Annotated in this window: 20 protein-coding genes; 10 read left to right on the forward strand and 10 right to left on the reverse strand. The window is 67.3% G+C overall.

All coding sequences use genetic code 11. The features are described from left to right. The first annotated feature begins 858 nt into the window (after positions 1-858). Complete coding sequence (locus KF689_03495; protein MBX3132442.1) at positions 859-1,896, forward strand: IS110 family transposase; 1,038 nt, start codon at positions 859-861, stop codon at positions 1,894-1,896. A 358-nt stretch (positions 1,897-2,254) separates the two neighbouring features. Here the strand turns inward: KF689_03495 and KF689_03500 are convergent, their stop codons facing one another. The 4 genes from KF689_03500 to KF689_03515 form a co-directional block, all read right to left on the reverse strand. After that, positions 2,255-2,854, reverse strand: a complete 600-nt coding sequence (locus KF689_03500) for a hypothetical protein (protein ID MBX3132443.1) — start codon at positions 2,852-2,854, stop codon at positions 2,255-2,257. A gap of 145 nt (positions 2,855-2,999) precedes the next feature. Further along, a complete protein-coding gene (locus KF689_03505; GenBank protein ID MBX3132444.1) occupies positions 3,000-3,605 on the reverse strand; it encodes a cation transporter in 606 nt (201 codons plus the stop codon). Positions 3,606-3,751: 146 nt separating this feature from the next. After that, the gene (locus KF689_03510; GenBank protein ID MBX3132445.1) at positions 3,752-4,345 is read right to left on the reverse strand and encodes a hypothetical protein; all 594 of its coding nucleotides are present in this window, start codon (positions 4,343-4,345) and stop codon (positions 3,752-3,754) included. Between the two features lie 364 nt (positions 4,346-4,709). Beyond that, on the reverse strand, positions 4,710-4,928 hold the full coding sequence (locus tag KF689_03515) for a hypothetical protein (protein ID MBX3132446.1): 219 nt from the start codon (positions 4,926-4,928) through the stop codon (positions 4,710-4,712). Between the two features lie 419 nt (positions 4,929-5,347). On the opposite strand from KF689_03515, the gene KF689_03520 reads away from it, so the two are divergent. Further along, complete coding sequence (locus tag KF689_03520) at positions 5,348-6,502, forward strand: hypothetical protein (protein ID MBX3132447.1); 1,155 nt, start codon at positions 5,348-5,350, stop codon at positions 6,500-6,502. A 174-nt stretch (positions 6,503-6,676) separates the two neighbouring features. On the opposite strand, the gene KF689_03525 is transcribed toward KF689_03520, so the two are convergent. From KF689_03525 to KF689_03535, 3 genes are all read right to left on the reverse strand, one after another. After that, positions 6,677-7,090 carry a DUF1311 domain-containing protein gene (locus KF689_03525; protein ID MBX3132448.1) on the reverse strand — a complete coding sequence of 138 codons (414 nt, stop codon included), beginning with the start codon at positions 7,088-7,090 and terminating at the stop codon, positions 6,677-6,679. A gap of 166 nt (positions 7,091-7,256) precedes the next feature. Continuing rightward, entirely contained in the window at positions 7,257-7,535 is a 279-nt protein-coding gene (locus KF689_03530; GenBank protein MBX3132449.1) for a hypothetical protein, read from the reverse strand. Between the two features lie 143 nt (positions 7,536-7,678). After that, positions 7,679-8,671 carry an integron integrase gene (locus tag KF689_03535; GenBank protein MBX3132450.1) on the reverse strand — a complete coding sequence of 331 codons (993 nt, stop codon included), beginning with the start codon at positions 8,669-8,671 and terminating at the stop codon, positions 7,679-7,681. 265 nt (positions 8,672-8,936) lie between these two features. On the opposite strand from KF689_03535, the gene KF689_03540 reads away from it, so the two are divergent. Further along, entirely contained in the window at positions 8,937-9,548 is a 612-nt protein-coding gene (locus tag KF689_03540) for an ATP-binding protein (protein MBX3132451.1), read from the forward strand. 86 nt (positions 9,549-9,634) lie between these two features. Here the strand turns inward: KF689_03540 and KF689_03545 are convergent, their stop codons facing one another. Next, positions 9,635-11,212: an AMP-binding protein gene (locus tag KF689_03545; GenBank protein ID MBX3132452.1), complete on the reverse strand. Its 1,578-nt coding sequence runs from the start codon at positions 11,210-11,212 to the stop codon at positions 9,635-9,637. A gap of 186 nt (positions 11,213-11,398) precedes the next feature. Here KF689_03545 and glmM point away from each other — a divergent pair, with 186 nt between their 5' ends. The 5 genes from glmM to maf all read left to right on the forward strand — a co-directional run bounded on the left by glmM (position 11,399) and on the right by maf (position 18,685). After that, a complete protein-coding gene (gene glmM / locus KF689_03550; protein MBX3132453.1) occupies positions 11,399-12,778 on the forward strand; it encodes a phosphoglucosamine mutase in 1,380 nt (459 codons plus the stop codon). Positions 12,779-12,885: 107 nt separating this feature from the next. Further along, a complete protein-coding gene (glmS, locus tag KF689_03555; protein ID MBX3132454.1) occupies positions 12,886-14,712 on the forward strand; it encodes a glutamine--fructose-6-phosphate transaminase (isomerizing) in 1,827 nt (608 codons plus the stop codon). 326 nt (positions 14,713-15,038) lie between these two features. Beyond that, positions 15,039-17,525, forward strand: coding sequence for a M20/M25/M40 family metallo-hydrolase (locus KF689_03560; protein MBX3132455.1), 2,487 nt, complete (start codon positions 15,039-15,041; stop codon positions 17,523-17,525). Between the two features lie 117 nt (positions 17,526-17,642). Next, complete coding sequence (gene dtd, locus KF689_03565) at positions 17,643-18,080, forward strand: D-tyrosyl-tRNA(Tyr) deacylase (protein MBX3132456.1); 438 nt, start codon at positions 17,643-17,645, stop codon at positions 18,078-18,080. Beyond that, on the forward strand, positions 18,077-18,685 hold the full coding sequence (maf, locus tag KF689_03570; protein MBX3132457.1) for a septum formation inhibitor Maf: 609 nt from the start codon (positions 18,077-18,079) through the stop codon (positions 18,683-18,685). Before dtd ends, maf begins: the two co-directional genes overlap by 4 nt. 143 nt (positions 18,686-18,828) lie before the next feature. Here the strand turns inward: maf and KF689_03575 are convergent, their stop codons facing one another. Together KF689_03575 and KF689_03580 are read right to left on the reverse strand one after the other, a co-directional pair. Further along, positions 18,829-19,275 carry a hypothetical protein gene (locus tag KF689_03575; protein ID MBX3132458.1) on the reverse strand — a complete coding sequence of 149 codons (447 nt, stop codon included), beginning with the start codon at positions 19,273-19,275 and terminating at the stop codon, positions 18,829-18,831. Positions 19,276-19,339: 64 nt separating this feature from the next. Then, positions 19,340-19,774, reverse strand: coding sequence for an Rrf2 family transcriptional regulator (locus tag KF689_03580; GenBank protein MBX3132459.1), 435 nt, complete (start codon positions 19,772-19,774; stop codon positions 19,340-19,342). A gap of 144 nt (positions 19,775-19,918) precedes the next feature. On the opposite strand from KF689_03580, the gene nosZ reads away from it, so the two are divergent. Together nosZ and KF689_03590 are read left to right on the forward strand one after the other, a co-directional pair. Continuing rightward, a complete protein-coding gene (gene nosZ, locus KF689_03585; protein ID MBX3132460.1) occupies positions 19,919-21,904 on the forward strand; it encodes a Sec-dependent nitrous-oxide reductase in 1,986 nt (661 codons plus the stop codon). Position 21,905: 1 nt separating this feature from the next. Beyond that, entirely contained in the window at positions 21,906-22,961 is a 1,056-nt protein-coding gene (locus tag KF689_03590) for a nitrous oxide reductase accessory protein NosL (protein ID MBX3132461.1), read from the forward strand. The last annotated feature ends 1 nt before the right edge of the window (position 22,962 follow it).

The raw sequence follows: 22,962 nt of genomic DNA on the forward strand, positions 1-22,962 counted from the left end.
CGCGTAGATCCTTCCGCACGGACCACCTAAAGTGTGTTGGGGGGCGCGCACGGCGAGCCGGCGTTTCGCCGCGACGCCTCGGAAGCTTCGTGGACTCGGACCCTGCCGCATAACGTCAGCTTCTGCTGTGAACGCTTCAATAAGAAGCAGTTGTGGGGCGGCCGCTAGGCCGTCCCATTCTCTACAGGGCGGCCGCCCCACAACTGCATCCGCACCGCGTTCATCAGCAGCAAGCGTCGTTATGGCGGCGCGTCCCGACCCCAAGGGGCTAGGTCGAAAGGTGGCGGACTGGAACTGAATCGTTCGACCACGCCGGTAGCTGATACTCGCGCGCCGAAGCCGCACCCCGCCCGCTCTTCGCGCTGGCTGATCTCCACCGAGGCACCGCGGAAGCGAAACTCAATGCGGCAGGTCCCACCGTTCTCGGCCGCCACATAGACGGCGAGCCCGTCGACTACGCGGAGGCGAGCGTCAACGAAGCCGAGGTTGTAGGCCGGCGGCCCCGTCACACAGCCCAGCTGCAATCGGACACTGTCGCGACTCACGGCCTGCGATTGCAACGCGCAGCCTGCGTCGTCGCCGTTCTTGAAGGACCCGGTTAGCGGCGAGTCTATCGCGATCCGCGTCTGAGCCCGGCAGGCGGTCGCGGACGCGAGAGCAAGAAGCAGTAGAACTTTGAGTCGCACGAGTCTCTCCCTGCTCGCCATAACGTGTGCTTCTGCTGCAAGCGCTCCCATAGTTGGTATGAAGCGGCGGCTGGACCTCCGCCCATCCACGGGTGCAAGGTTCTGCCCCATACCATCTACCGTGCTCACCGTCTCGCGACGGGGCACACTGCGGAGGCCAGCCGCCATGGATATGATAGGCATCGATCTCCACAAGCGCGAGAGCCAGCTCTGCATCCTCGACGGGCAGGGCGGCGTCACCGAACGACGCATCGTCACGAGCCGTGACCGCTTCACCGCGGTGCTGGGCGCGCGTCCGCCCGCGCGGATCCTCGTCGAGGCGTCGACCGAGAGCGAGTGGGTCGCGTGTCACCTGGAGGCGCTGGGCCACGAGGTGGTCGTCGCCGACCCGAACTTCGCGCCGATGTACGCCACGCGCAGCCGGCGGGTGAAGACGGACAAGCGCGATGCGCGGACCCTGGCTGACGCGCTCCGGCTCGGCGCCTATCGTCCGGCGCACCGCGTCTCGGCGGCGCGGCGGCATGTGCGCGCCGAGTTGGCGGTGCGCGAGGCCTTGGTCCGCACACGCACGCGATGCATCGCGCTCGCCAAGGCCCTCGTGCGCCGCGACGGCCTGCGCGTGCCGAACAGCACGGCCGCGTGGTTTGTCGAACGACTCACCGCGCTCCCGCTCTCGCCGGTGCTGGCGGCCGAGCTGGCGCCCTTGATCGCGGTGCTCGCCCCGCTGAACGTGCAGATCGCGGCCGCCGACGCGCGCATCGCGGCGCTCGGGCGGACGGACCCGATCGTCGCGCTGCTGCAGACGGCCCCCGCCGTCGGGCCGGTGACGTCCAGCGGCATCGTCGCGATCGCGGATGACATCGGCCGGTTCCCGTCGGCGCACCAGTTCGAGGCCTTCCTCGGGTTGGTGCCCGGGGAGCGGAGCTCGGGCGAGAAGCGGCGACTCGGCCACATCACGAAGGCGGGCAACCGGCGCGCGCGCTATCTCCTGGTCGAGGCGGCGTGGCGCATCCTCCGCTCCAAGTCAAGCGACACCGCGGTGTTGCGGGCGTGGGCGCAGCGCATCCTGCATCGCCGCGGCACGAAGATCGCGGCGGTCGCGCTGGCGCGGCGGCTCGCGGGCATCCTCTATGCGATGTGGCGGGACCAGCGGGCGTACGACGCGGGCCACCTGCGGACGCCGCAGCCCGTGCCGGCGTCCGCCGCATGATCGCTGGGTAAGGGCAGGACCTGCGTGGGATCGAGATGACTGAATCGGGAGTGGTGAGCGCGACGCATTTTATGGCCGCAGGTGAGAGCCGCCCCATAGTTGGCGCCACCATTCCTTCGCAGACCCCAATGCGCCGAGGCCTCGGGCCTCACGAGCGAGCGCGAACAGAAGGATGAGCAGCACCTCGAGCAGCGCAGGCACAACGGAGAACTGCAACAGCGTCAACGCACCTGGGGCTTGACGCGGGCCGCCGCTTCACAGAAAAATGCGGTTGTGGGGCCTCAGCAGACCTTGTCTTAAAATGAGGCTGAGGCCCCACAACCGCTACCGCACCCGCGCTTGTCGGCAGCAAGCGTCGTTATAGCGCGCGGGCGCGAAGCCACCCGGCAATGTCGGGACCTAGGGGAAGAGGTTCCTCGGACAAGATGTATGCAAGGAAACCATCCAACTGAATGATCGTTTGCGCCAGCGCCCAAGTCATCATTTGAAGCTCAAACAGGCTCGAGTATCCAAAGCGACGAACTAACTCTGCGCGTTTGAGGTGCTTCGGGTCCTGGTGAAACAGCTCGCCATGCATGTAGGCCTCGAACGCCTCGCGCGTAGACATGCTGATGCCGTTTGAGTAAAAGTGAACGCCGCGACCCTGAGCGAGCTCCCAGTTCGTTTTGACTATGTCGAGGTGCTCGTGAAGCGATGGGTCGAGCCGGGCGCGGACGACGTTGAAGACTCGCGGGAAGTACGCCTCTTGCTTGGCGAGGTACACGAGGCGGACATCAGTGATGAGGCGAACGAACGTGTCTTCGGGAAGCCCCTCAAACTCTTCTCGTCCCGGACCGGGCGGACCGATGCTGAAGCTGAATCGCTGACCGCGATGGCGGTCGAGAACGTCGTGAACGCGCGCGGCAGCGCGACGGAACGCGACAAGGCGTCTTGTATTGTCCTCGCTGAATGCATCCATGCGTGCTCGGTCGCTATAACGTCTGCTTCTGCTGCAGCCGCTTCCACAAAAAGCAGTTGTGGGGCAGCCGCAGGCTGTCCCACGTACAATAACGCGGCTGCCCCACAACTGCATCCTTCGCTGCGGCTGTCGGCAGCAAGCGTCGTTATCCGGGTCGCACGGATGTCGCGGCGTCGGCGGCCAGCTCGGCGGCGCGCACGCGGCGCCCGATGCGGATCGCCCCGCGGAGGACGAGCCAGCAGACCACGAGTCCGATGACGAGGTCGGGAATCGCCGAGCGTGTCAGGGCGACGAGTGCCCCGGCCAGGAGCACACCGAGATTCGCCTGCACATCGGTGGCGGAGAAGATCCACGCCGCCTGGAGATGGACCTCGCCGTGCCGATGGCGGCGCAGGAGGACGAGGCACCAGACGTTGACGGCGAGCGCGGCGAGGGACACCGCGACCATGGTTGGCGGTTCTGGCGCGCTCCCCATGACGGCACGACGCGCCAGTTCCAGCATCGCGACGACGGCGAGCGCGAGCTGCACCCGGCCGGCAAAGCGCGCGGCCCTGAGCTTGCGGGACTCGGCCGCGCCGATGGCGAGCAGGGCGAGGAGATAGACAGCGGCGTCGGCGCCCATATCGAGGCCGTCCGCGATGAGTCCCATGGACTCCGCGCGCCAGCCGCTGAGGAGCTCGACGACGAACATCGTGCCGTTCAGCGCGAACAACGTCGTCAGCGCGCGCCGTCCGAGATGTTCGTTACTCACTGATGGGTCTCACTCCGGATAACGTATGCTTCTGCTGTGGACGCTCCAATAAGAAGGGTTTGGCGGGGCGTCCGCAACCAGCCGTCCCAATCACGGACGCCCCGCCAAACCCAATCCGCACCTGCGGCCATCAGCAGCAAGCGTCGTTATGCCTCATCGCGCCACGGAGCGTCGGATTCGTCGTCCGGAGTCTGGATGACCTGCACGAACTCGTCCGACGCGCGCACGACAAGGCGAGAAGTGGCAATAAAAAGAGAGCTGTCGGTTCCGTAGAACCGCTCGATCTCGGCACTCGGAAATGAGATCTGACCGACTACTTCCAGTCTTCGCCGAAAGAACCTGCGAACTGGATGAAGGATGGTCAGCGAAATGACATCCGGCCGATTGCGCATCCACATGCTTGGGCCGAGCTGCGCGCTCCATGACTGCTGAGAGGGCGCTCCCCATTCGAGTCTGCCTGTCGTGCCGGCAAACGCATCGATCAGAGCGCGCAGCTCCGCGGAATGCTCGGGCCCGGTTCCGCTGCGCCGAACGTACTCTAGCTCAAACTGCTCCGGATCGCGCGCGGCATAGTCCTCGAGAAACTTGCCAAGCGTTGCCTGAAGTGGGCTCGGCTTTCCGCCCACCACAATGAGCGACGAGATGCGCTCCGACGCACTGAGTCCGGCTCGGTGCATCAGCTCGTGCTCCTCGGCATCCGTGAGGACGATCTGTCTTCCACCGACTGTCCAGTAGAACATAGTCCGAGGATGTAGGCATAACGTCAGCTTCTGCTGTGGACGCTCATATAAAAAGGGTTGGGCGGGGTGGCCGCAACCAGCCCAGGTCATCGCGGCCACCCCGCCCAACCCATCCTTAGCTGCGGCCATCGGCAGCAAGCGTCGTTATCGAGGCGCGCGCTGAAGTTCTACGAATCCAGCGGAGTAACGGATACTTCTACTCCGTTCTGTCGAAACGCATTGACGACCGGCCCGCGACATGACTCGCAGACAAGAATGCGCCGTGGGCCCGCCACGACTGTAAGCCGCGCAATCCAGCGCTTCATCGGCTCGCGTTCCTTTCGGACCATGCCGCAGAAGCCGTGCTCACACTTTGGCGCAGCGCTCATTCGAACTCGGCGAGGCCGACGGGAAGGGCAGGAGATGAGTCGTTAGCCTGGATACTGACGACCCCGTTGCTATCGCGTACGAATCGGAGTCGCATCATTCCGCCAGACTCGCGGCAGAATCCAGCAGTGATCAGCGCGCGCGGATAGAGACGATAGGAACCGACGCGCACCGTCTGACGAAGCGCGGCCGAGTGCCAATCCAGAATGATGGACATCGGAGCGTTCGCGCGGACCTCGCCATGGTGGTCGTCACGGCTGTCGTGATCGGCCTGCCAGTGGCGAGCGTCGGCTGGGGGATGGTCCAGTCGAACGACACGGAGCGCGTGACTCTTCTCTGGATATTCGCTCAAGGTGGCCCTGCTCTCGATAACGTGTGCTTCTGCTGCAAGCGCTCCCATTTAATGCGGTTGTGGGGCCTCAGCAGACCTTCTAGAAGATGAGGCTGAGGCCCCACAACCGCCACCGCACCTGCGCTTGTCGGCAGCAAGCGTCGTTAGGGCGCGGCGGGCAGAACGACCGGCGCCATTTCCGACCTCAGCAAGCCGGCACAGGCTGAAACACTCGCCCGGCAAATGCGTACGGAGAGAGTTCACGTACACGTCTGCTCGTCTCTGCGACAGGAGCCACGTTCTCGATGCGTTCACTACACACCGCTCTCGGATTGCTGTTCGGGCTCGCCGCTGCGCAAGCAGAGGCCCAACGCATCGACACCCTCGCGGTTGATTCGCGCGCATTCGGGACAATGCGTACGGTGTACGTGCACCTCCCCGCGACCTATCGGTACTCCTCGCCAGCCGTGAAAATGCCGCTGGTCGTGTTGCTGGACGGGCAACACGAGTGGTTTAGCGAACCGGTACTGAATCAACTGCGGTTTCTGCAGTACACGCACGAGATTCCGTCGTTGATCACGGTAGTCGTGCCGCACGCGGACCGCGTCCGCGAAAGTGCGATGCGCGACGTCCAGGGCCCAGATCTTCCGCTACTGACGTTTCTGGCGGACGAACTGCCTGCCGCGTTGGAGCGATATCGAGCGGGGGCGCATCGAATCGTCATCGGGCATTCCTTCACGGCATCGTTCGCGCTCTACGCTCTCGCTCGGCGGCCGGACGCGTTCCAAGCGGCGGTTGCGCACACGCCACTGCATATGTTGGAGCAACTGATGCCGCTCGTGGCACAGCGCTTGCACGAGGATTCGACTCGTCACGCGATGGTCAGCGTCGGAGGCCAAGAGCGCGTGAAGGACAAGTATCATCACGACGCGCTGCAGCGAATGCTCGGCCAGCCGGAGTACATTCCGCTGCCGCACGGCCTGGACGTTGTCGTCGCGACCTCTGCACGGCACAATGCGGTACCTATACGCACGACCGCCGAGCTCCTCTCGCGACACTTCCTCGAGTTCTCGATGAGAGATACGCTCGCGCCGGTCGACGAGAACTATCGCATGACCAGCACCCCTCCGAGCCCCGACGAGTTGCTGCGCGCTGTCGACGGAATGCTCAAGTTTCGCGGAGCGGTACTGCCATGGGAAATTGCGGAGATCAACGGACTGTCGTCGCGTCTCCAGTCAAGCGGATACTCGGAGCACGCTGCCGCGGTGCTGAGGCGAGGCACGGCGCTCTACCCGGAGTTCTGGCAGTTTCATCAAGCGCTCGCACGGCTCGTCGCATCATCCGATGCGACGGCGGCAGCGGAGCACCTTCGACGCGCCATCGTGCTGCTTGACGCGCACGAGCGCGACCAGCCCTTCTACGGCGCAGTGAGGTCTTCGCTCACGCAACTGCCGCACTAGCGGGCAGCTCACTAGTGTCCTCGTCGCCCTAACGTGTGCTTCTGCTGTGGACGCTCTAATAAGAGGCCGTTGTGGGGCGGCCGCTAGGCCGTCCCATGCCCGTGCAGTTGGGCGCCCCACAACGGCCATCCGCACCGCGGCCATCGGCAGCAAGCTGCGTTAGCCGGCGCGCGCCTACGGAGCGCGAAACAGTTGCGAGAGCTGGTCGGCGCGTTGCCTGGTGAGTCGCGCCATGCACGTCGCGACCTCAACTCCCTGCAGTGAACCGCCCGCGAACGGTGCGCCGGACAACGCGCAGTCATACCGCCGCGACTGCCGCCACGCAGACTGTGCGGAGTCGACTAGGCTTGGGTCGGCGCCGCGTGCTCGCAGGGAGTCCACGGCAAACTCGAGTTCCCGTTCGGCGGATGCGAGGTCTGACGCGCCGCACTCGCGCATAGCAAGCGTCGTTGTCGCAGAGTCGCAATGGGTAGTGGTTGCCGTGATCGTCCCGGGCGCGGATTGCGCGGAAGCGGGAACATCGCGTTCCGGCGCGCCATTGCATCCGACGCACAGAATAAGTGAAACAAGTCGCACGCTGCGAATCATCTTGGTCCGGCTAACGTGTGCTTCTGCTGTGAACGCTCCAATAGAATGCGGGGGTGGGGCGGTCGCCAGACCGCACCGTCCCCGCTCGCCATAAGGCGACCGCCCCAGCCCCGCTACCGCACCGCGTTCATCGGCAGCAAGCGGCGTTACGCTGCCGCGCGCAGATCTACTGTCCGAGCGGCTCGGCGCGTGTCGTGCGGTTCGGTGCCGTGAGCCGCTGGACGTGGCCGCGGAGCTCCGCCAGCTCGCGCTCCTGCTGCGCGACCCGCGCGGAAAGGAGGAGGATCTCCTCGGCGACGGTCGATCGCTTCTCGAGCGCCCGGACGGCACGGACGATGATCCGAACGAGCCAGACGGCGCCGAGAATCGTGCCGACGAACAGCACCCACCAGAGGACGACCGGGCCCAGGGGGACTTCGAGTGTGCTGGGCGGAACGGATTGCATGAGAGTACCTCGGAATCGGTTCAGGTCCGCGTAACGTGGATTATACGCAAAACGAACACATCCGCTCCGCGCTATTTCCCACGTTGCACCCCGTACCCAAATCCCGCAACTCCCCACGCACCCCAGCCTTAACCCTCGCGACCTCACCGCGGTTCTCCAGAATTAGCTTGCAAGGAACTCGCACTGGTCCGGCCGAAGTCCAACGGGCTCCGAACCCCCAATCCGCCCTTGTTCAGCACGTGCGTGTAGATCATCGTCGTGCTCACATCCCGATGGCCGAGTAGTTCCTGAACAGTGCGTATGTCGTAGCCAGCCTCCAACAGGTGCGTCGCAAAACTGTGCCGGAAGGTGTGGCAGGTCACGCGCTGGGCGAGCCCGGCGGCGCGAGCGGCCTGGGTCACGGCGCGCTGCACGACGCTGGCGTCAAGATGATGGCGGCGCACGATGCGGGACTCGGCTTCGGTGTAGGTGCGCTGCGCCGGAAAGAGCCACTGCCACCCTAGCGCGGTGGCGGCGCCACGGGACTTGCGCTCGAAAGCGTCGGGAAGGACGACTCCGCCGTAGCCGCGCGCACGGTCGCGGTCGCGGAGCTTCTTGACGGCACCGATCTGCTGGCGCAGCGGCGGGATGAGGCTGGCGGGCAGCATTGTCCGACGGTCACGGGCGCCCTTGCCAGCGCGTACGATGACTTCGCCGCGATCGAGGTCGATGTCCTTGACGCGCAGCGCGACAGCCTCACCGACGCGGAGGCCGCTTCCATAAAGCAGGCTGGCGGCGAGCCAGGTCGCCCCGCTGAGCTGCTCGAGCACGAGTTGTATGGCGCCTCGGCTCAGGACGGTGGGGATGTGATGGCTGCGCTTGGCGGGCAGGAGCCCGTCGGGCGCGCCCATCGGGATGGCAAGGACGACGTTGTACAGGAACAGGATGGCGGAGAGAGCCTGATTCTGAGTGCTGGCGCTGACGTCGCGCTCCTCGACGAGGAAGGTGAGGAAGCGCCGCACGTGGCTGGCGTCGAGCTCGGTTGGGTGGCGGAGCCCGTGGTACCTGATGTACCGGCGCACCCAGGCAGAGTAGACCTCGATGGTCCGCGCGCTGTAGCGGCGGCCGCGGAGGACGACGGCGAGCTCGTCGAGCAGGCCGGGAGCGGACTCGGCGGCAGGCTCGGGCAGGCTGGGTACGGTCACGGAGTTCGCCGAGGCAGGCTGGGTACGGTCACGGAGTTCGCCGAGGCAGGCTGGGTACGGTCACGGAGTTCGCCGAGGCAGGCTGGGTACGGTCACGGAGTTCGCCGGGGCAGGCTGGGTGCGGTCGCGGCGGTACGCTACGGAGCGCACGCGAGGTTGGGCGAATCGCTACCGGACGCGGCGCATCGCTTTGTTGCACGGCTAGATTCCCTGCACGATGTCCGCCTCCCGCCCTGTCCTCCCGCTCGATGCGGCCGGCCGCCGCCGGCTGAAGATCGCCTTCGTGGGCACGCACGGGGTGGGGAAAACGACGCTCTGCTTCGACCTGGCGGCGCACCTGAAGCGGCTGGACCTAGGCGTGGACCTGGTCAAAGAAGTAGCCCGACGCTGCCCGCTGCCGATCAACGAAGAGACGACGCTGGACGCGCAGGCCTGGATCCTGCACACGCAAGTGGCGGAAGAGATCGCGGCCCTGTCGCTCTACGAAGTGGTGGTCTGCGACCGCTCGGTGCTGGATAACTACGCGTACCTGGTGGCGCGGGTGGGGCGGCGGCCTGAACTGGATCCGCTGGTGCAGGAGTGGATCCGCGGCTACGACGCGTTGTTCAAGGTGCCGGTGATGGCGGCCCCGACGTTCGACGGGAAGCGCGCGGTGAGCCGGCAGTTCCAGCTGGAGATCGACGGGGTGATCGACTCGCTGGTGCAGGCGTTTGAGGTGCCGGTGGTCGCGCTGGATCCCGCGGACCGCGACGGCTGGCTGCCGGCGGTGCTGGCGGCGCTGAAGCTGCCGTTGGAGCCGCCGCAGATCGAGCTGTTCGAGGGAGCTTGAGCGGCTGACAGCGCGAGGTGGTTATCGCGCAGTTCGAGGCGGGCGCGGTTGTGCACTGTTGCTCGGCCGCGCGGACTACTCAACCTCTATCTGAGCAGCGTCACGCGGCTGGGCTGCTTGTACTGCGACAACCTAGCCTCGCACCACGCTTTGACGTCGGCAACGGTGACCTTACTTCCGGCATCTACGCTCAGCTCGACGCCGATGTCGTTCTCGCGGCTCGGCTCATAAATCGGATACGCCCACGCATCGCGCACGCCAGGCATCGCCTTGATCACGCGCGCGATCTCCTGCGGGTAGATGTTGAATCCGTTGCGCGTGAACATCTCCTTGCAGACCCCGCGGAACTCGACGCGGTCGTCCTCACGCAACACGCCGAGGTCGCCGCTGTGGAGCCAGCCGTCGCGGGTGCGCAGGCCGCGGGATTGGTCGCGGGGGGTGGGGCCTGAGTGCTGGTTGCGTCCGACGTTAGCGGTGGGGTCGGAGTGGTGACTGCGGCTGTCGGTGGCGGTGGGGACTGCGGGGCCACTGGCGCCGGTAGCCCCGAATCGTGTTGCCCCAGGCGCCGGCACCTCGCCGATGTATCCCCGGAACACGGTCTCGCCTGCAACGCAGATCTCGCCGACGCTGCCCTGCGGCACCTCAGCGCTGGTCTCGGGATCGCGCACACTCACGCGCACGCCCGGAAACGGCAGCCCGAGGCTGCCGAGCACGTTGTCGCTGCCAACTCTATTGAACAGCGCGACAGGCGACGCCTCGGTCAGACCATAGCCCTGCCGCAGCGCGACGCCGGTGGCGGCCTCCCACTGCTCCTGCAACTCGGGCGCGAGGGGCGCACCGCCGCAGATGCAGAGCCGCAGCGCGGGCGCGTTGAGCTTGCCGCCACGCCTCGCGACGGCGGCGAGCAGCGCCGCGAAGATGGCGGGCACGCCGACAACTTCGGTGATGGCCTCGCGCTCGATGAGATCGACGGCGGCGATGGGATTGAAGCGCGGCATCGTGGTCACGCGCGCGCCGGCCATCAGCGGTGCGACGAGCGAGACGGTGAGTCCGAACAGATGGGAGAACGGCAACAGCGCGAGGACGTGGTCGCTGGGCTCGTTGGCGGCGGCCTGCACGGTGGCGCGGGCGTTGGCGATGAGGTTGCGATGGGTGAGGATGGCGCCGAGGGGCGTGCCCTGCATCGCACTGGTATAGACGATGGCGCACTCCTCGTCGCGGCCGGGCGCGTCGGCGTCACCCTCGAGCTCGAGGCCGAAGTGGGAGCCGAGGTCGATGCGCTGCTCGTCGCCGCCGGAGATGGTGAAGAGGGCCTGCGCGGGGGCCTCGTCGAGGAGCACGACGGGGATGTGATCGGGCAGGCGCCTGGCCAGCGCGGCGACGGTGAACACGGCCCCGACGGCGGCGTCTTGGAGCTGGTACGCGATCTCGGCGGGCGCGGCGAGCGGATTGATGAGCACGGCCCCGCGGCCGTCAGACGCGGCGAGGGCGGTGAGGAACTGGGGGGACGAGGGGAGGAGGATTCCGGACCGCTTGCCGGCGAGCGCGCGCACGAGCGCAGGGCAGCGCTGCAGGAGGGTGAAGCCGGCGGCGACGAGGCTGGGCGCGGGGATGGAGTCGACGCGACCCTTGGCGGCGGCGGAGCGGAGGGGGAGGAGGTCCAATTTCGTGAGAGAGGGGAGGAGGGAGGGGGGTGACGGGAGGGAGGGGGTGAGACGGGAGATGGTTGGGAGGGGGGGGAGACGGTGGGAGACGGGAGAGGGGAGACGGGAGACGGGGACGGCCCGGCAGGATTCAAGCTAATCCTCACCCGCTGGGCTGCCTCGCGGCGCGGCGTCTAGATTATCGGGATGACTGATCCTCGTCTGATGGTCTCCGTCTCCGGGATTCGGGGGCGGGTGGGGCACGGGCTGACGCCCGAAGTCGTCGCGCGGTATGCCGCGGCGTTCGGCGCGTGGGCGATTGCGCGGGCGCGCGAACGGGGTGGGCGGCCGGCGGTGGTGCTGGGGCGCGACTCGCGCGTCACGGGGCCGCTCTTCCATACGGTCACGCGCGCGGCGCTGGAGAGCGTGGGCGCGGATGTCATCGACATCGGGCTCACGACGACGCCGACGCTGCAGCTGGCGGTGGAGCATCACCACGCGGCGGGCGGGCTGGGCATCACGGCGAGCCACAACCCGATCGAATGGAACGCGCTGAAGTTCATCGGGCCGGACGGCCTGTTCCTGAGCGCGGCGCAAGGCGCGGAGATGCGCGCATTGGTGAATGCGGGCATTCCGTATGCCGAGTGGGACGCGCTGGGCGAAGTGCACTTCGACGGCGAAGCGGTGGCGCGGCACCTGGACGCGGTGCTGGCGCTGCCGTTCATCGACGTGGATGGCATCCGCGCGCGCAAGTTCCGCGTGGCTTACGACGCCTGCCGTGGCGCTGGCGGTGTGGTGATCCCGAAGCTGCTTGAACTCCTCGGCTGCGAAGTCCACGCGATCGAGCTCGAGGCGGACGGACGCTTCCCGCGGCCGCCGGAGCCGATCGCCGAGAACCTGGTGGCGCTGCAGAACCTGGTGAAGAAGACGGGCGCGCAGATTGGCTTCGCGACGGACCCGGACGTGGACCGCCTGGCACTGGTGGACGACGACGCCCGCGCGATCGGCGAGGACTACACGCTGGCGTTGGCGACACGTGTCGTCCTGCGACACCGCAAGGGCGCGGTGGTGACGAACCTCTCGACCAGCCGCATCGTGGACGATATGGCGGCGGAGCACGGCGTGAGCGTGGTGCGCGCCCCGGTGGGCGAAGTGAACGTGGCCCTCAAGATGCGCGCGGTGGACGCGGTGATCGGCGGCGAAGGCAACGGGGGCGTCATCCTCCCGGAGCTGCACCTCGGCCGCGACGCGCCGCTGGGTGTGGCACTGCTCTTGCAGTTACTGCACGAGGACGCCGAGCCGCTGAGCCGGATCGTGGGGCGCTTCCCGCGCTACGCGATCATCAAGGACAAGCTCGACCGTCCGTCCAAGCCGCTGGATAAAGTGTACAAGGCGCTGCGCGAAGCCTTCGCAGACGCCGAGGCGGATACGCAGGACGGCCTCAGGCTCGGCTGGCGCGATCGCTGGGTGCATATTCGTCCGAGCGGCACGGAGCCGATCGTTCGGGTGATCGCGGAGGGGCCGACAGAGGCGGTGGCTCGGCAGATGGTACAGCGCGGTCGAGAGTTGTTGGCGCAGTTGACATAGGGGACGGACGACGAATGTCGGATGCAGGAGCATTCGTGTTCGCAGGCGTCCCAGAGAGCAAGTGAAACGTTCCGCAGTTCGCATCCGTCCTCCGTCCTCCGTCCCTTATGTGCGGCATCGTCGGCTACATCGGCCCCAAACAGGCCACTCCGTTCTTGATCGAAGGCCTCAAGCGCCTCGAGTACCGCGGCTATGACTCGGCCGGCATCGCCGTGTTCGATGGCGAGAGCATCGAGACGCGCCGCGCGGCGGGGAAGATCGCCAAGCTCGAAGGCACGCTCGCGGCCGACCCGGTGAGCGGCAAGATCGGCATCGCGCACACGCGCTGGGCCACGCACGGCCCGCCGACGGAGCGCAACGCGCATCCGCACCTGTCCACCGACGAGTCGGTGGCGGTGGTACACAACGGCATCATCGAGAACGCCAACGTGCTGCGCAAGCAGCTCACGGAGCTGGGGCACACGTTCCGCTCGGATACCGACACCGAGACCATCGCCCACCTGGTGCAGGAGCTGTGGGAAGGGTCGTTGGAGGAGGCGGTGATCGGCGCGCTGCGCAAGGTGGAGGGCACCTTCGGCATCGCGGTGGTGAGCAGCAAGGATCCACAGAAGATCGTCGCGGCGCGCAAGGGCTCGCCGCTGCTGATTGGCGTGGGCGACGGCGAGTACTTCCTGGCCTCGGACGCGTCGGCGATCCTCGCGCACACACGGCAGGTGGTGTACCTGAACGACGGCGACCTCGCGGTGCTGACGCCGGACGGGTACAAGGTGATGGACATCAACGCGGTGCCGATCCGGCGCAGCGTGGAGCGCATCGAGTGGGACCTGGCCGCCATCGAACGCGGCGGCTTCGACCACTTTATGCTCAAGGAGATCTTCGAGCAGCCGACGACGGTGGAGAACACGATGCGCGGCCGGCTCATCGTGGACGACGGCACGAGCAAGCTCGGCGGCCTGAATATGACGCACGAGCAACTGATGGCGATCGACAACATCGTCATCACCGCCTGCGGCACCTCCTGGCACTCGGCGCTGATCGGCGAGATGATGATCGAGGACCTCTGCCGCATCCCGGTGGAGGTGGAGTACGCGTCGGAGTTCCGCTACCGCAACCCGATCATCACGCCGACGACGCTGTGCATCGTGATCTCGCAGTCGGGCGAGACGGCGGACACGCTGGCGGCGATGCGCGAGGCCAAGCGCCGCGGCGCGCACACGCTGGGCCTGGTGAACGTGGTGGGCTCGACGATCGCCCGCGAGGACGACGGCGGCATCTACCTGCACGCGGGGCCCGAGATCGGCGTGGCCTCGACGAAGGCGTTCACGAGCCAAGTCGTGGCGTTGGCGCTGTTCGCGCTCAAGCTGGCGCGCAAGCGCACGCTCTCGATGATGCGCGGCAAGCAGTTGGCCGAGGCGATGCTGGCGCTGCCGCAGCAGATCCAGCAGATCCTCGACGGCGCGTCGGCAATCGAGCAGATCGCGGACGAGTTCCAGGACGCGCACAACTTCCTGTACCTGGGCCGCGGCTTCAACTTCCCGGCCGCGCTCGAAGGCGCGCTCAAGCTCAAGGAGATCAGCTACATCCACGCCGAGGGCTATCCGGCGGCGGAGATGAAGCACGGGCCGATCGCGCTGATCGACGAGAAGATGCCAGTGGTGTTCATCGCGCCGCACGACGGCGTGTTCGAGAAGCTGGTGTCGAACATCCAGGAAGTGAAGGCGCGCGGCGGCAAGACGATCATCATCACGTCGCGCGCCGAGCCGGCGCTCGAGGGCCTCGTCGACCACGAGATCCGCATCCCCGAGACGGTCGATATGCTCACGCCGGTGCTCGCGAGCGTGCCGCTGCAGCTGCTGGCGTACTACATCGCGGTCAAGCGGGGAGCGAACGTGGATCAGCCGCGGAATCTGGCGAAGTCGGTGACGGTCGAATAACGGCGTTCACCACAGAGGGCACAGAGGGCACAGAGAACGGCAAACTGCGAACTGAGTTCAACGCAGAGGCGCAGAGTACGCAGAGAACGGCAACTGCTTTTTTGGGGGGCTCGTGCCGAACTATCGGGGCGGGCCCCCAAAGCATTGTACTTGTAGTTCTCTGCGCCCCTCTGCGTCTCTGCGTTGAATAGCCGTTGCAGTTCAGTTTCGAAGGCAGTTGCAGTTCTCTGTGCCCTCTGTGCCCTCTGTGGTGAACAGCAGTTGGTCCGGGCCGGGAACGAGACTAGCTTCCCTGAGATTCGCCCAACCTCCGGGAGCCTGAACCGATGCGCCGTCTGTCGCCCGCCCTCGCCCTCGCCGCCGTCCTCGCCGTCCTCACCGCCCCGCTCGGCGCGCAGCAGCGGCCGGCCACGCGGTCTCCCAGCGCCGCACAGCGCTTCGACAACGCCTACTATCTGTGGGACGCGGGCAAGTACGACACCGCGCTCGTCGAGCTGAAGCGCGTCCTCGCGATGCCGGAGGGCGCGGCCTTGCACGACCGCATCGCCGAGCTGACGGGCGAGATCTACACGACGGCACTGGTCGCCGAGGATGCCAGCGCGCCGCTGTGGTCGCCGGACGGGCGGCACCTGGCGTATGGGATCGGGCTCGGCGCCGCACGGCGGCTGGTGGTGCAGTCGGCCAACGGTGCGACCCTCACGCCGCGGCTCGATACCCCCGGCTCGGCCCCGAGCTTCTCGGCGGACGGTCGGCACCTGAGCTACCTGACGCCGGGCACGCCGGGCGCGGGCTTCAGCTACGTCGCGCTCGCCGGCGGCACGCCGCAGCGCATCAACGTGGATGCACCGGCCATCACGCAGGTCACGTTGTTCGGGAGCAATCCCACGCGCGTGGCGCTGCTGGCCGGGACGGTGGGGGATTCGACGGCGCGTGTCCTCGTACGCGATTTGGTGAACGGGACGTGGAGCGAGGTCCCGGTTGCTGGTGGCCATCCGACCACACTGCTGCGTTCGCCTGACGGCCAGCGCCTGCTCGTGCTGCTCGGCGAGCGCGGGGCCTTCGCGCGGCAACTGCCGGGATTCGCGCAGCAGGCCTCGCGTGGAGGCAAGTTCGCGGAGCTCATCGGCAGCGCGCTGGGGCCGGTCACCGACGGCGTGATGCCGGTGTGGAGCGCCAACGGACGCGCGCTGGCGTGGGTGGACGCGAGCGCCGAGCAGCCGCGGCTCAAGGCGAAGGTGGGCGAGGCGCCGGTGCGCGAACTGTACACGCTCGACACGCGCTTCCAGGCGCCGGCGATCTCGCCCGACGGCAGCCGCATCGCCATCCCGCTGATGCACCGCGAGGACTGGGAACTCTGGACCATCGGCACGGCCGCGGCCGGAGACGTGAAGCGCATCACGCGCGAGATCCAGCACGACCACTCGCCGCGCTTCATCAGCAACGACCTCCTGCTCGGCGTGATGGGCGAAGGGCGCCACCAGCGCTCCTACCTGTACGACCTGCGCGCCGGTAAGCGCACGCGGCTGCACCACAACAACACCGTGCGCACCGTCGCGCCGGAGTACGATTGGGCGGTGAGCCCCGACGGCTCACGCGTGGCCATCGTGGCTGAGCGCGATGGCGATACCGTCACGCCGCATCGCCACCTGTGGTTGATGGACCTCACGCGCAAGGTGACCAACGCCGAGCTCGTGGCGCGTGTGGATGCCAGCTTGACCGCCGAGCGTGCGCTGCGCGAGAACGGACGCCGCATCTTTGCGCCGATCGCCACGCAGGTGCGCGCCGCCACCAGCGAGGTGAACATCGGCCGCATCTATGAGTACCAGAAGCAGCTCTTCGCCTTCGACTCCAAGCACATCACGCAGCCGGGCAACTGGAAGGCCACGGAATGGCTGCAGCGGACGTATGAGAGCTTCGGCCTCGAGACGCGGCTGCAGCGCTTTATGACCGTGGCCGGAGCTGAGATCGAGGTCGCGAATGTCATCGCGACGATCCCCGGCACGGTGAATCCGGAGTTGGTGTACGTGGTCGGCGCGCACTTCGACTCGCGCGCCGAGGGTCCGGGCGCCGACGACAACACCTCCGGCACCGCGATGATCCTCGAGGCCGCGCGCGTGCTGGCGACGCGGCCGCTGCCGGCCACCGTGATGTTCGTGGCCTTCACCGGCGAGGAAGCCGGCCTGCGCGGCGCGCGCGAGTTCGGGCGCCGGATGAAGGATTCCATCACCGTCGTCGGCGCGCTCAACAACGATATGATGGGCTGGTCCAACGACCATCGCCTCGACAACACCATCCGCTACAGCAACCCCGGCCTGCGCGACGTGCAGCACGCGGCGGCAATCCACTTCTCGGAACTGATCACCTACGACGCGTTCTACTACAAGAGCACCGACGCGCAGGCGCTCTACGACGCCTGGGGCGACATCATCGCCGGCATCGGCTCCTACCCGATCCTCGGCAACCCGCACTACCACCAGGTGCACGACGTGCTCGAGACGATCAACCATCGGCAGCTGACCGAGACGAGCAAGGCCACCGTCGCGACGATTATGTATATGGCGTCCGCGCCCTCGCGGCTCGGTGCCCTCGTCGCGCAGGGCAACACGGCGACCTGGGAGCCCGCCCGCGAGAAGGGTGTCGCGCGCTACCTCGTGCGCTACGGCCCGCCCGAGAACCCGATGCAGTACAGCGCCAATGTGACGAACCCGCGCATCACGCTCAATTCGCTGCGCGCGGGCTGGCACGTGGCGGTGAAGGCGGTGAACGCGCAGGGGTTGGAAGGCTGGGATTGGGCGAGGACGATTGTGAGATGAGAACTGAGACGTGAGACGTGAGAGACGCGGCGGAAGTGGAGTGCGCGGCCCCTGCGCACGATCAGCGCTGAGCACTTCTCCCTCTCACGTCCCACGTCTCAAGTCTCAAACCTTCCAATGCGTCTCCTCCTCCAACGCGTCTCCTCCGCCTCCGTGCGCGTCGCCGGCCGCCAGGTCGGCGCCATTGCGCGTGGCTACGTCCTGCTCGTGGGCTTCACGCACACTGACACAGCCGCACAGGCGGGATGGATGGCCGACAAGGTCAACGGCCTTCGCCTGTTTGCGGACGACGAGGGCAAGATGAACCTCGGCCTCGACGAGGTGGGCGGCAGCGTGTTGGTGGTGTCGCAGTTCACGCTGTACGGCGACGCGCAGAAAGGCCGCCGCCCGAGCTTCGTCGACGCGGCGCGGCCGGAGCAGGCGATTCCGCTCTACGAGCGCTTCATCGTGCTGCTGCGCGAGCGGGGCCTGACGGTGGAGACCGGCGAGTTCGGTGCGATGATGGACGTGGAGCTGGTGAACGACGGACCCGTGACCCTGTGGCTGGAACGATGAGCATCCGCGTGATCCTCGCCTCGCAGTCGCCGCGACGGCGCGAGCTGCTGGCCCTGGTCGGCATCGACCACGAGGTGATGCCGGCGGACATCAACGAGGACGTGCGCGCCGGCGAGGAGGCCGTGCCGTACACCGAGCGACTGGCGCGCGAGAAGGCGGCGGTCATCGCGGCGCGGCATCCGGAGGCCTATGTGATCGCCGCGGATACCACGGTGGTTGTCGACGGCGACATCGTCGGCAAGCCGGAGGACGAGGCGGACGCCAAGCGGATGCTGCGGCGCCTGAGCGGCCGCTCGCACGTGGTCTGCACCGGCATCGCCGTCGCGCACGGCGCGCGCACCGAAAGCGCGGTGGAGCAGGTGACGGTGACCTTCCGCGCGCTCAGCGACGAGGACATCGAGGCCTACGTCGCCACCGGCGAGCCGATGGACAAGGCCGGGGCCTACGGCATCCAAGGCTGGGGCGCGACGATCGTCGAGCGCGTGGAGGGGGACTACTTCTCCGTGATGGGGCTCGGCGCTCGACGGGTGGTGGAGCTGTTCGAGCGGATGGGGGTGATCTATCGGTTTGCGGTGGGGCTGACGCTGGGACAGAGGAGGGGGTAGGGGGGTGAGGGCAGGGAGACGGTAGAAGCGCGACGGCCGAGAGAGGGTCTACACGTCCTCTCCCGACCGTAGCGCCTCTCCCAACCCTCTCCCGTCTCCCACCTCCCCGCCGTCACCCCCCTCCCCGTCTCCCTTCTCCCGTTCTACTGCACAGGCAACCCAGCCTGTCGCACCCGCTGATGCACCGCGGCCATCGGACTTGCATCAATCGTCCGCCACAGGTTCACGACGAAGCAGCCAGCCGCGAGCGCGCTGAGAATCCCGCCTGTCGCGATGAGTGCGCTCGCGGCCGCGAAGCCGTGCACGCGCGTGATGAAGCCGAGCGCCAGCGCCGCGAGCCCGCTCTGCGCCGCCCAGAACTGCACCTCCGCCGCGCGTCGGTACACCAGCGGCTGGCCGAAGAAGCGCGGGATGACGTGCAGCGCCACGCCGTAGATCATCTGCGCGACGAAGCCGAGCAGCGCGAGGTGCAGGTGGGCGGTGCGGTACACGGTCAGCGTGGGCACGAGCGCCATCGCCAGCGCGAGCAGCACGGCGAGGGAGAGCCAGACGAGGCTGGACTTGATGAAGGCGCGGACGAACCAGTCCATGCTGTGAATTGGGACGGAGGACGGAGGACGGAAGGGGGCGGCAACTACAACTACAACTGCGCCTCTAGGACGCGAGAAGCCTCGTGAGGCTGCGCGGCTTCGCGATGAGGTCGGCCAGAGTGTAGCGGTCGAGCACCTGCAGGAATGCGGTCAAGGCTTCGTCGAGTGCGGGCGCCAGCGCGCAGGCAGGCGCGATGGGGCACTGGTTGGTTTCCGGATCGAAACATTCCACCAAGTTGAGATTGTCCTCAGTGGCGCGGACCACGGCGCCGACGACGATCTGCTCGGCGGCCTTGGCCAGCCGCACGCCGCCGTCGCGGCCGCGGAGGGTCTCCACGTACCCAAGCTGGGCGAGCCGGGCGACGACCTTGGCCAGGTGGTCCTCGCTCATCCCCATCCGCCGGGCGATGTCGGTGATGCGCGCCGGACCGTCGGCGGAGTGAATGCCGAGGTAGATCAGGGCGCGGAGCGCGTTGTCGGAATGCCGAGTGAGCCGCATCCTGCGTGGTCTCCTTAGGGAGAAGCCTGACAGAGAATCCGGAGAATCCGGACTGGATGAAAGGTGCAAGTAAAATGCACCTTTGACGCGTCCGGCACAAGTCCCTCCCGCCGGCGACACCCCCCTTCCACTCTCGAGGTCGTTATGTCCCTCACCCGTAACCGCCTGATCCTCGGCGTCGCGCTCCTCGGAGCCGTCGGGGTCGGGTATGCCTGTGCGGGCGACCGCACGTCGTCCCTCGCCGGTAATGCCAGCAATGCGCAGCGTGTCTATGTGGCGCCCGGCGAGTACGACGAGCTCTACGCCTTCCTCTCCGGCGGCTTCTCCGGCCAGCTGGGCGTCTATGGTCTCCCCTCCGGCCGCCTCCTGCGCGTGGTGCCGGTGTTCTCGCAGAACGCCGAGAACGGCTGGGGCTACTCCGAAGAGACGAAGCCGATGCTGGAGACGTCCTATGGCTTCATCCCCTGGGACGACCTGCACCACACGGCGCTCTCGCAGACCAACGGCGAGGATGACGGCCGCTGGATCTTCGTGAACGGCAACAACACGCCGCGCGTGGCCCGCGTGGACCTGCACACCTTCGAGACCAACGAGATCCTCGAGATCCCGAACGCGGCGGGCAACCACGCCTCGCCCTTCGTCACGGAGAACACGGAGTACATCGTCTCCTCGACGCGCTTCTCGATTCCGGTGCCCAACCGCGACGTGCCGATCGCCGAGTACAAGCGGCACTTCCGCGGACAGATCTCGTTCATCACGGCCGACCAGCCGGGCAAGATGGACATCGCCTTCCAGCTGATCGTGCCGGGCTTCAACTACGACCTCGCCCGGGCCGGCAAGGGCCCCTCGGCGGGCTGGATGTTCTTCTCCTCGTACAACTCGGAGCAGGCCAACACGCTGCTCGAGGTGAACGCCTCGCAGGCGGACAAGGACTACATCGCCGCGGTGAACTACCGCGCCGCCGAGGCCTGCGTGCGCCAGGGCAAGGGCCGCCGCGCCGCGGTGGACTATCGCCACAACTTTATGGACGAGTTCACGCGGACGGCCATCTCCGAGCGCCGTACCTCCGTCCTGCAGCTCACGCCGGCAGACTGCCCGGGGGTGATGTACTTCCTCCCGACGCCGAAGTCGCCGCACGGTGCGGACGTGGATCCGACGGGTGAGTACATCGTGGCCGGCGGCAAGCTGGCCGCCATCATCCCGGTGCACTCGGCCACCAAGATGCTCGCGGCCATCCAGGCCAAGGAGTTCGAAGGCGAGCTCGAGGGCATCCCGGTGCTCAAGTACAACGCGACGCTCGCGGGCGAAGTGCAGGAGCCGGGCCTCGGCCCCCTCCACACGGAGTTCGACGGCAAGGGCTACGCCTACACCTCGATGTTCCTCTCGTCCGAGATCGTGAAGTGGCGCCTCGGCACCTGGGAAGTCGTGGACCGGCAGCCGACCTACTACTCGGTGGGCCACCTGATGATTCCCGGCGGCGGCACGCGGAAGCCCTACGGCCGCTATGCACTGGCGATGAACAAGATCACGAAGGACCGCTACCTGCCGACGGGCCCCGAGCTCGCCCACTCGGCCCAGCTCTTTGACATCACCGGCGAACGGATGCAGCTGCTGCTCGACTTCCCGACGCACGGCGAGCCGCACTACGCCAACGCGATCGAAGCGCGGCTGGTGCGCGAGAACCAGAAGCGCTTCTACGCGCTGGCCGAGAACCGGCACCCGCGCGCAATCCGTGCGGAGCGTGAGAGCGGCGTTGAGCGACGCGGTGGTACGGTCCACGTCCGGATGGCGAGCATCCGCTCCCACTTCACCCCGGACAACATCGAGGGCGTGATGGTCGGTGACACGGTGCTCTTCCACGTCACCAACCTCGAGCAGGACTGGGACGTGCCGCACGGCTTCGCCATCCTGGGCGCGAACAATGCCGAGCTGCTGGTGATGCCGGGTGAGACGCGTACGCTCCGCTGGGTGCCACAACGCGTGGGTGTGTACCCCTTCTATTGCACCGACTTCTGCTCGGCGCTGCACCAGGAGATGCAGGGGTACGTGCGGGTGTCGCCGCGCGGCTCGACCGTCGCGCTGACGGGCACCACGGGCAATCGGGCGCCGACGCGCGCCGGAGGGCGCTGAGATGACCTCCCGGGCCCGCTGGATGGTGGCGATCGCGGCGCTGGTGATGTCGGCCGCTTACGTGCTCCCGCTGTGGCGCGTGGATCTCATCGCGCCGCAGTATCCGGAGGGCCTCGGGATGTTCATCACGATCAACGGGGTGGACGGCCTCAAGCCCAATGACCTCAATAGCATCAACAACCTCAACCATTACATCGGGATGAAGGCGATCGAGCCCGACGCGATCCCGGAGCTGAAGTGGATGCCCTGGATCCTGGCCGGACTCATCGCCGGCGGCCTCGCCGTCGCCGCGATGGGCAAGCGCGCCGCGCTGTACGTGTACGGCGGCGCGCTGGCCCTCATCCTCAGCGCCGGGTTGTACGACTACTGGCGCTGGGGCTACGACTACGGCCACGACCTCGACCAGGAAGTGGCAATCATCAAGATCCCGGGGATGACGTACCAGCCCCCGCTGATCGGCACCAAGAAGCTGCTGAACTTCAAGGCCAAGTCCTGGCCCAGCGGCGGCGGCGTCGCGCTCACGCTGGGGGCGCTGCTCGTCGGCCTCGCGATCGTGGACTCGCGCCGTGGCCGGCAGGCAACGGGTGAGCGTGCGGGCGTTGGCTCCGCCACTCCGATGAGTGCCGCGCTGCTCCTACTGTTCACGCTCGGCGCCTGCTCTGCGCGCGCGCCGCGCGACATCGTCCTTGGCGACGACCAGTGCGGTTACTGCCGGATGGAGATCACCGACGCACGCTTTGGTGCGCAGGTGATCACGACCACGGGTCGCCACTTGGTGTTCGACGCACCCGAATGCCTCGGAGGCTTCCTCGCAGGCACGGACGCCGGCACGCTGGCCTCGGTGTGGGTGCTCGACGCCGAGCGGCCAGGAACCTGGGTGGAGGTACACGACGCGGGCTTCCTGATCGACGCGTCCCTCCGCGGGCCGATGGGTCGCGTGGTGGCCTTCGCTTCGCCGCAGGCGGCGACGGCGGCGCGCGCAACGCTCGGCGGCACTCCCGTGAGTTGGGACGCCATCCGCAGCGACAGCGCGGGCATCCGCGCCCACGGTCACTGAC

The sequence above is a fragment of the Gemmatimonadaceae bacterium genome (assembly GCA_019637355.1).
Taxonomy (GTDB): domain Bacteria; phylum Gemmatimonadota; class Gemmatimonadetes; order Gemmatimonadales; family Gemmatimonadaceae; genus Pseudogemmatithrix.

What these genes read in the sequence shown, in the direction of transcription:
- KF689_03495 (MBX3132442.1), top strand. Translation starts at nt 859, where the DNA reads ATGATAGGCATCGATCTCCACAAGCGCGAGAGCCAGCTCTGCATCCTC.
- KF689_03500 (MBX3132443.1), bottom strand. Translation starts at nt 2,854, where the DNA reads ATGGATGCATTCAGCGAGGACAATACAAGACGCCTTGTCGCGTTCCGT.
- KF689_03510 (MBX3132445.1), bottom strand. Translation starts at nt 4,345, where the DNA reads ATGTTCTACTGGACAGTCGGTGGAAGACAGATCGTCCTCACGGATGCC.
- KF689_03515 (MBX3132446.1), bottom strand. Translation starts at nt 4,928, where the DNA reads ATGTCCATCATTCTGGATTGGCACTCGGCCGCGCTTCGTCAGACGGTG.
- KF689_03520 (MBX3132447.1), top strand. Translation starts at nt 5,348, where the DNA reads ATGCGTTCACTACACACCGCTCTCGGATTGCTGTTCGGGCTCGCCGCT.
- KF689_03525 (MBX3132448.1), bottom strand. Translation starts at nt 7,090, where the DNA reads ATGATTCGCAGCGTGCGACTTGTTTCACTTATTCTGTGCGTCGGATGC.
- KF689_03530 (MBX3132449.1), bottom strand. Translation starts at nt 7,535, where the DNA reads ATGCAATCCGTTCCGCCCAGCACACTCGAAGTCCCCCTGGGCCCGGTC.
- KF689_03540 (MBX3132451.1), top strand. Translation starts at nt 8,937, where the DNA reads ATGTCCGCCTCCCGCCCTGTCCTCCCGCTCGATGCGGCCGGCCGCCGC.
- glmM (MBX3132453.1), top strand. Translation starts at nt 11,399, where the DNA reads ATGACTGATCCTCGTCTGATGGTCTCCGTCTCCGGGATTCGGGGGCGG.
- glmS (MBX3132454.1), top strand. Translation starts at nt 12,886, where the DNA reads ATGTGCGGCATCGTCGGCTACATCGGCCCCAAACAGGCCACTCCGTTC.
- KF689_03560 (MBX3132455.1), top strand. Translation starts at nt 15,039, where the DNA reads ATGCGCCGTCTGTCGCCCGCCCTCGCCCTCGCCGCCGTCCTCGCCGTC.
- dtd (MBX3132456.1), top strand. Translation starts at nt 17,643, where the DNA reads ATGCGTCTCCTCCTCCAACGCGTCTCCTCCGCCTCCGTGCGCGTCGCC.
- maf (MBX3132457.1), top strand. Translation starts at nt 18,077, where the DNA reads ATGAGCATCCGCGTGATCCTCGCCTCGCAGTCGCCGCGACGGCGCGAG.
- KF689_03575 (MBX3132458.1), bottom strand. Translation starts at nt 19,275, where the DNA reads ATGGACTGGTTCGTCCGCGCCTTCATCAAGTCCAGCCTCGTCTGGCTC.
- KF689_03580 (MBX3132459.1), bottom strand. Translation starts at nt 19,774, where the DNA reads ATGCGGCTCACTCGGCATTCCGACAACGCGCTCCGCGCCCTGATCTAC.
- nosZ (MBX3132460.1), top strand. Translation starts at nt 19,919, where the DNA reads ATGTCCCTCACCCGTAACCGCCTGATCCTCGGCGTCGCGCTCCTCGGA.
- KF689_03590 (MBX3132461.1), top strand. Translation starts at nt 21,906, where the DNA reads ATGACCTCCCGGGCCCGCTGGATGGTGGCGATCGCGGCGCTGGTGATG.